This window comes from uncultured Kushneria sp. (assembly GCF_947497025.1).
Taxonomy (GTDB): domain Bacteria; phylum Pseudomonadota; class Gammaproteobacteria; order Pseudomonadales; family Halomonadaceae; genus Kushneria.
The window spans coordinates 222,329-234,572 of sequence record NZ_CANMFC010000003.1 but is presented as its reverse complement, the minus strand read 5'-3'; the positions used below and the strand labels follow the sequence as shown (position 1 = coordinate 234,572).

Here is a 12,244-nt window from a genome sequence, read left to right as displayed (position 1 = left end):
ATGCAGGGAAACCCGGCAAGAAAAGCATGCGCTCTCCCGCCGGCCGTCCTCATGTAAGAGACTGCCAGACCAACCTTGCCTCATGCCCTTTCAGGCACGACGAGAAAGTCGATCTGCATCGGGGTACTCATTATCCGTATCAGCGCCCTCAAACGCCACCTCTTCAAGTGCCCAGTCACGAGGAAATCCGGCAGTCGATGCCGTGGAAAAATCCATACGCTGGCCAGTCATGCTATCGGGGGCTGCCCACTGAACGGTATCGACGGCTTCTTCCTGTGACGGGAAAGACTGTAGTGACCAGACTGGAGCCAGTGCTGGCGAATCCTCGAGTACGGAAATCGGAGCCGTCGACCGGAGTTGATCGTCATGGCCATCATGCGCCTCATCGTTGTCAGAGGCGGATTCCAGTGCGGCCAGCGCCTGTATCAGCTGAACATCGCCCGGATAATGCGCAAGTCCTTCTTTCAACATGGTGATGGCATGTTCGCGCCGGCCATGGCGATGAAACACCTCAGCTTCAACGCAGATCGCCTCGACCTGAGCGCGATGGGCCGTCCATGCTTCATTTTGCTCGGTGCCGATAATGCCCGTCTCATGAGCGTTGCTACCTTCTTCGTCGGCAGAGGACACGCCCCTGATGGAAGAGGCCGACCCCATCAGCGGCGAAAGCTCTGCGGCGCTGACCAGACGATAGCGTCGCTGCCGCCAGCGGCGTATCCCTGCCCATGTGCCCGCCAGCATCAATAAAAGCGCGGCCAGTGCCCAGGTCCAGATAAAATCACCATTGCGACCGGCGCCATGATCAAGTGCGGGTGCCAGCGATTGTGACGAGGTTTGCTGCAGCGGAGCATCAGACCGGGAAACGCCAGAAGAAGCCTCAACGCCGGCCGAAAGCCTCTGCTGACCCAGCTGATCCAGCCGGCTTTCCAGAACCTGCTGACGCTGTGCCAGCGCCTGCATTTCAGCATCATCATTCGGCGCCTGGTTGACCAGTGACTGCGCCCTGACGGACTCGAGATCCGTCGTCAGCGCCGCCTGGGTCTCCAAGCTGGCGCGCAACTGCTGCTCCAGTCGATCAAGCCTTTCTTCAAGCACTGCCATGCGCCGGCTGTCCTGTGCAGACGTCTCTGGCACGCGTGTCTGGCGATCAACGCTCTGGCCACGGCTTGTGTCACTGGGCACGTCACTGGGCACAGGCGCATTGCTGCGCGCTGTCGGCTCGAGGGCAGGTGTAACGGCAGACACAGTCGTTTTTTCACCGGTAACGGCATCGGCCGATGGCAAAAGCGTTAGCTGAGGTGTCAGCTCACCCTCCGGCCAGCTCAGAGTGAGCACCACATCCAGCCAGGGCGTCTCCAACGCCCGGCTGCCCTGAATATCCAGATAGAGATGGCCGGGCGTGCCGTTGACTGCCAATCGCAGGGTATCGGTATCGGCACTTCTCGCAATCTTCATGGCCTGCCAGCGTGCACTGTCGGCCAGCGCGACCCGAAGGTCATCGGCGCGCAGCGCGCCGGTATCCAGCAGCGCCACGCGCGCCTTCAACGGTTCGTTGAACCCGGACATGACCTGCGGCGCGGCGATGCCCACGGCATGGGCCATCATTGAACCCGACATCAGCAGCGCGCCCAATAGGCAACTTCGTAAACGCAAACGACAGGGCCGGTCGGCCATCACACTCTCCCGTCACTCTTTCAAGAGCCATCAACAAAAAGGGCGCCTCAATGAGGCGCCCTGTTACGGCATAACGATGGCGGGTGGCGTCAGTGGCGCTCGACCAGCAGTGCCAGCATGCGACGCAGCGGCTCGGCCGCGCCCCACAGCAGCTGATCGCCGACCGTGAAGGCCGAGAGATACTCGCTGCCCATGGCCATCTTGCGCAGACGACCCACCGGCACATCGAGCGTCCCGGTCACGGCCGCAGGCGTCAGGCGTGCAAGCGTGGCGTCCTTGTCGTTGGGCACCACGCTGACCCAGTCGTTATGACGTGCAATTCGATCCTCGATCTCGTCTATCGGCACATCGCGGGTCAACTTGATCGTGAAGGCCTGCGCATGGGAGCGCATGGAGCCGATACGAACGCAGAGGCCGTCGACCGGGACCGTGTTGGGTGCCAGCCCGAGAATCTTGTTGCTCTCGACACCGGCCTTCCATTCTTCCTTGCTCTGACCGTTATCCAGCTTCTTGTCGATCCATGGCAGCAGGCTGCCACCCAGCGGCGCGCCAAAATGCTCCGTGGGGAAGTCGCTGCCACGCATGGCCTCAATGACCTTGCGATCAATGTCCAGAATCGCGGACGCCGGGTCATCCAGCTCGGCGCGGGCTGCATTGCCTACCAAAGACATCTGGTTGAGCAGCTCGCGCATGTTCTGCGCGCCGGCCCCCGAGGCCGCCTGATAACTCATCGACGTCATCCATTCGATGAGCCCGGCCTCATACAGACCGCCCAGCCCCATCAACATCAGGCTGACCGTGCAGTTGCCGCCGGCAAAGGTTTTAAAGCCATCGTCCAGGCGCTGATCGATGACCTGACGATTGACCGGATCCAGTACAATGACCGTGTCGTCGTTCATGCGCAGGGTGCTGGCCGCATCGATCCAGTAGCCCTTCCAGCCGGATTCGCGCAGCTTCGAATATACTTCGCTGGTGTAGTCGCCGCCCTGACAGGTCACGATCACGTCCAGTTCGGCCAGCGCCTGAATATCAAAGGCATCCTTGAGTGGCGGTACATCGACACCCACATTCGGGCCGGGCCTGCCTGCTTGAGAAGTGGTAAAAAAGACCGGCTCAATGTTTTTAAAGCCGTCCTCTTCCAGCATCCGCTGCAGCAGTACGGAACCCACCATACCGCGCCAGCCAACAAATCCGGTTCTCAACATCTTGTGTTCCCCTGTTGTGATAAATGATGGGCATGCCTGTCTTCAAGCCTGTATTCAAAACCGCCCTGTGCTTCAAGCGCCTGTTCAAGACGCGGATGCAGGCGTGCCATTTCAAGACTGTCCAGATAGCGGCCATGCCCAAAGGAGAGCCCGCGACACAGACCCTCTCGTACGAAGCCATGGCGTTGATAAAGCTCGATCGCCCGCTGGTTGTGGCTGTACACCCCAAGGCTTAGACGGGTTACGTTCAACCAGTTGTCCGCCAGATCAATGGCCGCCTTTAAAAGTTGACTGCCGATCCCCTGCCCCGCGTAGTCGGGATGCACGGAAAGGCCAATCGTTCGGACATGGGCCACACGCGGCGAATCTGCCACCGGATGCAGTCCGATCAACCCCAGCAGCACATCGGGCGTTTCAGGATGACAGGCTGCCAGCAGATGGTGGCCCTGCTCGGCCTTCTCAAGAAATCTTTCCCAGCGCGAAAGCAAACTGAAAGGCAGCTGCATCGTAGTGGGATAGACCTCCTCATGATTGAAGATGCGCCGGACGGCCTCGGCATCCTCCATGCGGGCCTGACGAATCAACCAGCGCTGCCCTTCCTGTTTCCACGACATGCCCTCTCCTTTACCAACGCACCACCGGGTTTTAAGTCTACCATTCGCGATGCGCATGACCAGCCACGTCAGCCTGCAGTGGATGCCGTGGCAGGCGCCAGACAGCAAAACGGCAGCGAACTATCACGTTCGCTGCCGTAGTCGGGGGCATGTCACGCCTGTCATGGAGTGTGCGCGACCGTCTGCCCTCATCAGGCGTTCGATTCGAACGCGGCCACCACGGCGTCCCCCATCTCTTCGGTGGTCACCTGGCGGGTACCGGCATAGGCGATATCGGCGGTGCGCAGGTTCTGATCCAGCACGGTCCCGACGGCGCGCTCGATGCGCTCGGCCATGTCAGGCTCGTTGAGGGAGTAGCGCAGCATCATGGCGACCGACAGGATGGTGGCCAACGGATTGGCCAGCCCCTGGCCTGCGATATCCGGCGCGCTGCCGTGGCAGGGCTCGAACATGCCCTGACCGCTTTCGTTAAGCGAAGCCGATGGCAGCATACCGATCGAGCCGGTCAGCATGGCGGCAGCATCAGAGAGGATATCGCCGAACATGTTGCCGGTGACGATCACATCAAACTGTTTGGGTGCGCGCACCAGCTGCATGGCGGCGTTATCCACGTACATGTGCGACAGCTCGACATCCGGGTATTCGGGTGCCAGCTCGTTCATGATGTCACGCCACAAAATGGTGACTTCCAGCACGTTGGCCTTGTCGACGCTGCAGAGCTTTTTGCCCCGCTTTTGCGCCATCTCGAACGCCACCCGACCGATACGACGAATTTCGTTCTCGTCATAGATATAGGTGTTATAGCCATAGCGTGTGCCATCTTCGCGGGTCTCGCGCCCGCGCGGCTGACCGAAGTAGATACCGCCGGTCAGCTCGCGCACGATCATGATATCAAGGCCTGACACCACTTCCGGCTTGAGGCTCGAGGCCTCGACCAGCTGCAGATAGAGCAGCGCCGGGCGCAGGTTGCCAAAGAGATTCAACTCCTTGCGCAGGGACAGCAGTCCCTTCTCCGGACGGTTGGCAATATCGGGCATGGTGTCCCACTTTGGCCCACCTACCGCGCCCAGCAGGATGGCATCCGCCGCCCTGGCCTTCTCCAGCGTTTCGGGTGCCAGTGGCACACCGGAGCGGTCGATTTCGGCGCCGCCGACCGGTGCCTCATCAATCTCGATATCAAGTCCCGCCTCGCGGCAGGCTTCAAGTACGCGGCGCGCCTGACGGGTAATTTCCGGCCCGATACCATCGCCTGGCAGCACCAGAATCTTCTTGCTCATGTCTTTTCCTTAAAACGGTTCTTTTATCGCCCACAGCACCAGCATATCGGTCGTGAACGAGCCGTCTGCGGTAACCTCGAAGGTGTCGCGCACTTCCTGACCGACCTGACTCTGGAGATGGCGAATCGCATCGCGCATCACATCCGGCGTGCGCATGCGCGCCATCCATGTCTCGAAATCCAGTCGCAGGCGCTGGCGCGAACTGGCGGTCACGACAAGTCCCGCTTCGCCGACCATTTGCGCCCATTCGCTCGGTGTGTAATCGCGAACATGACTGGTGTCGCGCAACATTTCGATGGTTTGCAGGAAACTATCGAAAAGCGGCTGCTCGGACGATGCGACATCGATAAACGCCGCCAGCCCTCCGGGTTTCAGGACACGTCTCGCTTCACGCAGCGCCAGACCAACATCGCGCCAGTGATGGGCGGAGAAGCGACTGCAGACCACATCGAAACTGTTGTCGACGAACGGCAATGACTCGGCAACGCCCTGCACCGTGCGGATGTTATTCAGCTGGCGCCTGGATGCTTCAGCCGCCACGACCTCAAGCATCCGCGGCGATAAATCATAGGCGACGACCTCGTCGGCCAGATCAGCCACCTTGAAGCTGACGTGGCCGGCGCCGCAGCCGAGATCCAGCACACGGGCAGCGGCCATCCCCTCGACACGTTCACGCAACTGATCGAATTCCTGCCCGTCAGCGTGCACGCTGCTGCTCAGGTAGGCGGCCGCCTGGCCACCGAACTGACGCTCGACAACGGTGTCGTGGTCGTTTTTCACACTCGACTCAGGCACCCCGGAACAGCCAGGGCTGCGCGGCGCGGTGACGCGTTTCGAACTCGCGAATTGCGTGACTGTTATCGGTCAGCGTCAGACCGATATCATCCAGCCCGTTTTCGAGGCAGTACTTGCGAAACGCATCCACCTCAAACCCGATCGTCTCTCCTTCCGGCGTCATGATCTTCTGCTCGATCAGATCCACGTCCAGACGATAGCCCGGCGTTTGCTCGACGGCATCGAACAGTCGATCCACCGTGGCCTCATCAAGCTGGATCAACAGGAGTCCGTTCTTGAAGGCATTATTGAAAAAGATGTCGGCAAAGCTCGGTGCGATGATGACGCGAAAGCCGAAGTCTTCCAGCGCCCACGGCGCGTGCTCGCGAGAGCTGCCGCAGCCAAAGTTCTTGCGCGCCAGCAGAACGCTTGCGCCTTCATAGCGTGGCTGATTGAGCACGAAATCCGGATTGATCGGCCGGTTCGAGCAGTCCTGCCCCGGATAGCCTTCATCGAGATAGCGCAGCTCATCAAAGAGATTGGGGCCAAAGCCGGTGCGCTTGATCGACTTGAGAAACTGCTTGGGAATGATCAGGTCGGTATCGACATTGGCACGATCCAGCGGCGCAACCAGACCCTTTTGACGTACAAAGGCTTTCATGATGGTTTCCTTGAAAATGGCGTGGACGAGCACTTAAAGCCCGGCAACGCGCCGGGCCGGCGCCGGCGTGTCGACAAACTCGCGAACATCGACGAAATGGCCGGCAATCGCGGCCGCCGCGGCCATCGCCGGGCTAACCAGGTGCGTACGCCCGCCATAGCCCTGACGCCCCTCGAAATTGCGATTCGAGGTCGAGGCACAGTGCTCACCAGCACCCAGCTTGTCGGCGTTCATGGCCAGACACATCGAGCAGCCCGCCTCACGCCATTCAAAACCGGCGTCACGAAATACCTGATCAAGGCCTTCCTGTTCGGCCTGGCGCTTCACCAGTCCGGAACCCGGCACCACCATCGCCTGCTTGATACTGCCAGCCACCTGGCGACCTTCCACCACGGCCGCCGCGGCACGCAGATCCTCGATGCGCGCGTTGGTGCACGAGCCGATAAACACGCGATCCAGCTGAATGTCGGTAATCTTCTGACCGGCGTGCAGCCCCATGTATTCCAATGCCCGCGTAATCCCGCGCTGCGTGGTGTCATCCGTGGCCTGCGACGGGTCGGGCACACTGTCATGAATACCCACGACCATCTCGGGGCTGGTCCCCCAGCTGACCTGCGGCTCGATGGTGGCGGCGTCCAGGGTGACGACCTTGTCAAAGACGGCGTCATCGTCGGAAACCAGCGAACGCCAGCTCTCGACGGCGGCATCCCACTGCTCCGGTGTCGGCGCAAAGGGACGGCCCTTGACGTAATTGATGGTGGTGTCATCGACGGCCACCAACCCCACACGAGCGCCCGCCTCGATCGCCATGTTGCAGATCGTCATGCGGCCTTCCATGGAGAGATCGCGGATGGCGCTGCCGGCAAATTCAATGGCACAGCCAGTGCCGCCAGCCGTGCCGATCTCGCCAATGATGGCCAGCACGATATCCTTGGCAGTGACGTGAGGGCCCAACTGCCCTTCCACGCGCACCTGCATGTTCTTCATCTTGCGCTGGATCAGACACTGCGTGGCCAGGACATGCTCGACCTCGGAAGTGCCGATACCGTGGGCCAGCGCGCCAAAAGCGCCATGGGTGGCGGTATGGGAATCGCCGCATACCACGGTCATGCCCGGCAGTGTCGCGCCCTGTTCGGGGCCGATGATATGCACGATGCCCTGACGCACATCGTTGATGCCGAAGGTCTCGATGCCAAAGCTTGTGGTGTTGTCATCCAGCGTCTGCACCTGAATGCGTGAGACGTTGTCCTCGATCCCGGCAATCCCTGCGCTGCGCTCCTTTAATGAGGTCGGCACGTTATGATCGGCCGTGGCGATGTTGGCATCGATACGCCAAGGGCGACGGTCAGCCAGACGCAGTCCTTCAAAGGCCTGCGGTGAGGTCACCTCATGCAGCAGATGACGGTCGATATAGATCAGTGACGTGCCGTCATCGCGGCTGGACACCAGATGCGATGCCCAGAGCTTGTCATAAAGCGTCTGTCCTGCCATGTCGTCTCTCCTTGCGCACGAGGCGCGTTCACGGTCCGTGATGTTTTGAGGCTCTTGTGATGTGGCCCATTCACACCTGTCTAGCTTCTACACTACGCCGCGATATACCATGAAAGCAATTCATCCTATTCATGGCATGCATTCCTGAGAGGAATTAATGGAAACCGAAAGCCTGCGCGCTTTTGTGGCCGTGGCCGAATGCGGTTCATTCTCGCTGGCCGCCGAGCAGATCCACCTGACCCAGTCTGCCGTCAGCAAACGCATCGCCACGCTTGAACATCAAACGGATGCGCGTTTGTTTGATCGCATCGGCCGGCGCATTGCCCTGACCGAAGCGGGTCATCTGCTGTTGCCCCGTGCCCGCGAGATTCTGGGCCTATTCGAGGACACCCAGCGCGCACTGACCAGCCTGAGCGGTACGGTGCGCGGCCGACTGAGTCTGGCCACCAGTCACCATATCGGGCTGCATCGCCTGCCGCCGGTACTGCGACGCTATACACAGCGCTGGCCCAATGTGCGACTGGACATGCAGTTTCTGGATTCCGAGCAGGCCTATCAGGGCGTGCTGGATGGCTCGCTTGAGCTTGCCCTGGCAACACTGGCACCGCACACGGCGAAGCCCCTTGTGGCCACGCCCTTATGGATGGATCAGCTTCATTTTGTCTGCGCGCCGGATCATCCACTCACACACCAGCGTTCTTCGCTCACCCTTGACGCTCTCAGCCAGGTAGATGCCGTGCTGCCCGGCGAGCAGACCTTCACCCGGGCCATGGTCATGAGCGCCTTTAATCAGGCGGGACTGGATGTCGGCGTGTCCATGTCCACCAATTACATGGAAACACTCAAGATGATGGTCAGCATCGGGCTTGGCTGGAGCGTGCTGCCTGAAACCCTGCTCGATGAGAGTGTTCACAGACTCGATATCGACCACCCGCCGATCGAACGCCCGCTGGGCTATCTCTTTCACGAAAACCGCACGCTTTCCAATGCTGCACGCGCCATGATCGATCTGCTCGAAGACTCTCGCCAGCTACCTCCTGGCGTTTGAGCCGTGATCATGAAACCACGCAAGAGTTGCATCACAAGGCCCGGCATGGTGCCATCTTCGCCTGCAGGGGGCACCTGCCATACACAATGATAATCCGACCAATAACAACACAACGTCTTGCAAGGAATGACCATGTCCAACCCTCTACGCATGCCCATCACATGCCGGGCGAGCCTGCGCACGTCTTTTGGCGCGTCTCACGCTCTGATCGCAACCGCCCTGCTGCTGCCGCTGTCGGCTCATGCCGGGCCACAGGACACCGAGACGCAGGCGGCCTCGGGTGAAACCGCCAGTTATGAGACCACCGACGAGGCACCACGCAGCGCCTATCTGTCGGACTGGTACAACCAGAATGTCACCGTCATTGGCAGCAAGGACATTCGCTTCGGCCCACAAAAAATCGATGACATCTATCTGGAATATGAGTTTTTCGGCCGCAAGGGACCGCTGGATCTCTACGGCTATATCGACATGCCCAAATTCTTCGGCATTGGCAATGCCGCCGACAGCGGCATTTTCGACGACGGCTCGCCAATCTTTGCCGAGATCAAGCCACGACTGTCCCTCAATGAGCTGAGCGGTCGTGACCTGAGCCTTGGGCCCATCAGGGAATGGTATCTGGCCGCCAACTGGATCTATGACTGGGGGCACAACAGCGACAATCGCCAGAACACGCTTTATAGCGGTCTGGGCACGGACATCGATACCGGATCACCGCTGGATGTGTCCTTCAACTTCTACGGCCGCTATCAGTGGGAGAACTACGGGGCGGACAACGAAAACAGCTGGGATGGCTATCGCGCGCAACTCGAGTACAGCTACCCGCTGGCAAGCTTTGATAATGGCGCCAATCTGTTTTATGCCGGCTTCACCAACTATGACTTTGGCTCGGATCTGGGCGACGATGATCCGGCGCGCACCAACGAGTCGGTCGTGGCCACCAACGCCTTTGTCTACTCCTTCACACATCTGCGCTTTCTGGCCGTGGCCCGCTATTTCCATAACGGCGGCCAGTGGAACGATGGCAGTGAGCTGAATTTCGGCGACGGCGATTTTCGTGTGCGCAGCACCGGCTGGGGCTACTACTTCGGCGTTGGCTGGCAGTTTTAACCCTTTCAGACGTGCAAAAATCAAAAGGGCCGGTCACATGACCGGCCCTTTTTATTTCGCCTTCGATTCAATTACGAGCCCTGCTGATACCGCTGCCCCCTGGGGACGTGCTGAAAACTGCCATGTTCCATGGTGACCGACGGGCTCGGGCAGCGTGGCCTTCCGGCCTGGCGCGCAGGGATACCCACCACGGTGGTGTGCGCCTCCACACCAGCCAGCACGACGCTACCGGCACCAATCTGGGCACCAAAACCGATTTCGATATTGCCCAACACGGTCGCACCGGCACCAATCAATACGCCGCTGCGTACCTTGGGATGGCGATCACCGCTTTCCTTGCCGGTGCCCCCAAGCGTGACGCCCTGCATGATTGAGACGTTGTCGCCGATCTCGGCGGTCTCACCGATCACGATGCCCGTGCCATGATCCAGCATGACGCCACGGCCCACCCGACAGGCCGGATGAATATCGATACCAAAGGCCTGTGTGGTGCGATGATGCAGGGCACGCGCCAGCATGTGCCGCCCGGCACACCAAAGGGCATGCGCCAGGCGATGCGCCTGCAGCGCCTGAAAGCCCTTGAGATACAGCAAAATGGGCAGGTACTCGCTACTAGCGGCGTCGCGCTCAAAAACCGCCATCATGTCACATGCTGCATTCTCGACCAGTGACGGGTTCGCCTGATAAAGCCCCTGAAAACATTCAGCCAGAGCCTCGGTCGAAAGCGTTTTATCCGTCAGGGTCGACGCCATGACCGCCGTCAGGGCCCCTTCAAGGTGGGACCTTGACACTACATAGGTATCGAGCATGTCCGCCAGCAGGGGTTCAACCTGCGCGGCCACGAGTGCTTCCTGATGCAGCAGGCTGAAAACTCTGGCCTGTGCGCTGATCTCATGCAGCATATTGCGTCTCATCGAAGATATCGTATTCGCCGGAGACATACCCGCCGTGTCCCCATCCTGAACCCTGTTGACGGCGGCTAGAGTAACGCAGCGTAATTTTTTGTGCTCGCAGCGTTTACGGTGACGCGCGTTTCAACACAATCACGTGATGAAGCCGCCCTTTTGCACCAGACTCTGGATTCTGCCCACTGCCCTTCACCAGAAGAGGACGGATCTCATGTCATCCGATCAAAACCGCCACGGCAAACGCCAACCCCAGGATGTATCAGAGGCTCACGAGCTCTCTGCCGAGACCACGCTGACTGTGGGGCTGGTCCCGGCCCCGGAACTGCCCGAAATACTGGTGTCGCTGATCATCGAAGCGCTGGCGGATCAGCTCGCCAGCGAGGTCGATGACACCTGCCAGTGGCAGCTGGATCGCGTCACCGACCCGCTGATCGGTGCCAAAGACAATACCCGTGACATTCTTTCCAAGGCGCAGGAGCTCAGCGAGTCGCGACACTGGGACTACATCATCTGCATTACCGATCTGCCCATTTTTCGCCACCGACAGCTGGTGGTGGCCGAAGCCTGTGAGGCGCGGGGCGTGGCCATCCTTTCACAACCGGCCCTGGGCGCCTCGCCGCTGCGGCGTCGACTGGCCGAATCCATTGTGCAGCTGGTCAGTGAACTCCACCATGGCAGCTCGGAGGCCGAGCGCGATCGACAGCAGGCACGCCATGACCGCCGGGGCCGCAGCTTTCTGAAATGGTGGCGTCGACACAATGCCCGCGACCTGATGGGTCTGCGCCTTTCCGAGCGCATCGCGCCCATCAGGCGGGTGAGTGTTAACGACGACCAGCAGGGCATTGACGTGCGGTTCGTGGCCGCCAAGCGCCTGCCCGGCACCTGCAAGCTGCTGGGCGGCATGGTCAGAGCCAACCGTCCCTGGACCATTTTCCCCACCTTTCGAAAGATTATCGCCGTGGCCTTTGCCACCGGCGCCTACGGCCTGATCTTCCCGACCCTGTGGCGCTTGAGCGATGCCTACGATCCGCTGCGATTTGTCGCCCTCATGATCGCGGCCATGGCGGCCATGATTGGCTGGATCATCCTTGATCATGGCCTGTGGGAGCCACAGCAGCATCCGCAGGCCTTTCCCATGGCACGTCTTTACAACCTCACCACCCTGATGACCCTAAGCATGGGCGTGGTGTTTTATTATGTGTCACTGCTGGTGCTGTTTCTGGGGGCGGTGGCACTGTTTGTGCCCTCAAGCCTTTTGCAGAGCACGCTGGAACACGACATCGGGCTTTCCGACTATCTGTCGCTGGCCTGGCTTGCCACCTCGGTGGCGACCATTGCCGGCGCGCTGGGTGCTGGACTTGAAAGCGATGAGACGGTACGCACTGCCACCTATGGCTATCGGCAAAAGGCCCGCCAGAAGCGGGCCCATGAACGTGCAGAACAGGCGGAGGAGGCCCGGGAAAAGCAGTAGCCTCCCCGGGC

At 60.3% G+C, this 12,244-nt stretch carries 11 protein-coding genes; 3 read left to right on the top strand and 8 right to left on the bottom strand.

Annotated features, from left to right (window positions below):
- Positions 1-90 precede the first annotated feature (90 nt).
- From Q0931_RS06845 to leuC, 7 genes are all read right to left on the bottom strand, one after another.
- The gene (locus Q0931_RS06845) at positions 91-1,617 is read right to left on the bottom strand and encodes a hypothetical protein (RefSeq protein WP_299258602.1); all 1,527 of its coding nucleotides are present in this window, start codon (positions 1,615-1,617) and stop codon (positions 91-93) included.
- A gap of 146 nt (positions 1,618-1,763) precedes the next feature.
- Positions 1,764-2,879, bottom strand: a complete 1,116-nt coding sequence (gene asd / locus Q0931_RS06840; RefSeq protein ID WP_299258600.1) for an aspartate-semialdehyde dehydrogenase — start codon at positions 2,877-2,879, stop codon at positions 1,764-1,766.
- Positions 2,873-3,493 (bottom strand): GNAT family N-acetyltransferase, encoded by a 621-nt coding sequence (locus Q0931_RS06835; protein WP_299258598.1) that lies wholly within the window; start codon positions 3,491-3,493, stop codon positions 2,873-2,875. The genes asd and Q0931_RS06835 overlap by 7 nt, the downstream gene beginning before the upstream one ends.
- Positions 3,494-3,684: 191 nt before the next feature.
- Entirely contained in the window at positions 3,685-4,770 is a 1,086-nt protein-coding gene (gene leuB / locus Q0931_RS06830; RefSeq protein ID WP_299258596.1) for a 3-isopropylmalate dehydrogenase, read from the bottom strand.
- Positions 4,771-4,779: 9 nt separating this feature from the next.
- On the bottom strand, positions 4,780-5,550 hold the full coding sequence (locus tag Q0931_RS06825; protein ID WP_299258594.1) for a class I SAM-dependent methyltransferase: 771 nt from the start codon (positions 5,548-5,550) through the stop codon (positions 4,780-4,782).
- Positions 5,551-5,557: 7 nt separating this feature from the next.
- A complete protein-coding gene (gene leuD / locus Q0931_RS06820) occupies positions 5,558-6,205 on the bottom strand; it encodes a 3-isopropylmalate dehydratase small subunit (RefSeq protein WP_299258592.1) in 648 nt (215 codons plus the stop codon).
- 33 nt (positions 6,206-6,238) lie between these two features.
- Positions 6,239-7,696: a 3-isopropylmalate dehydratase large subunit gene (gene leuC, locus Q0931_RS06815; RefSeq protein WP_299258590.1), complete on the bottom strand. Its 1,458-nt coding sequence runs from the start codon at positions 7,694-7,696 to the stop codon at positions 6,239-6,241.
- Positions 7,697-7,853: 157 nt separating this feature from the next.
- On the opposite strand from leuC, the gene Q0931_RS06810 reads away from it, so the two are divergent.
- Both Q0931_RS06810 and Q0931_RS06805 read left to right on the top strand, forming a co-directional pair.
- A complete protein-coding gene (locus Q0931_RS06810) occupies positions 7,854-8,744 on the top strand; it encodes a LysR family transcriptional regulator (RefSeq protein ID WP_299258588.1) in 891 nt (296 codons plus the stop codon).
- A gap of 132 nt (positions 8,745-8,876) precedes the next feature.
- A complete protein-coding gene (locus tag Q0931_RS06805; protein ID WP_299258586.1) occupies positions 8,877-9,854 on the top strand; it encodes a nucleoside-specific channel-forming protein Tsx in 978 nt (325 codons plus the stop codon).
- 71 nt (positions 9,855-9,925) lie between these two features.
- Here Q0931_RS06805 and cysE read toward each other — a convergent pair whose 3' ends face one another.
- Positions 9,926-10,756, bottom strand: coding sequence for a serine O-acetyltransferase (gene cysE / locus Q0931_RS06800; RefSeq protein WP_299258584.1), 831 nt, complete (start codon positions 10,754-10,756; stop codon positions 9,926-9,928).
- Between the two features lie 217 nt (positions 10,757-10,973).
- Between cysE and Q0931_RS06795 the strand changes: the two genes are divergently transcribed.
- Positions 10,974-12,233 carry a hypothetical protein gene (locus tag Q0931_RS06795; protein WP_299258582.1) on the top strand — a complete coding sequence of 420 codons (1,260 nt, stop codon included), beginning with the start codon at positions 10,974-10,976 and terminating at the stop codon, positions 12,231-12,233.
- The last annotated feature ends 11 nt before the right edge of the window (positions 12,234-12,244 follow it).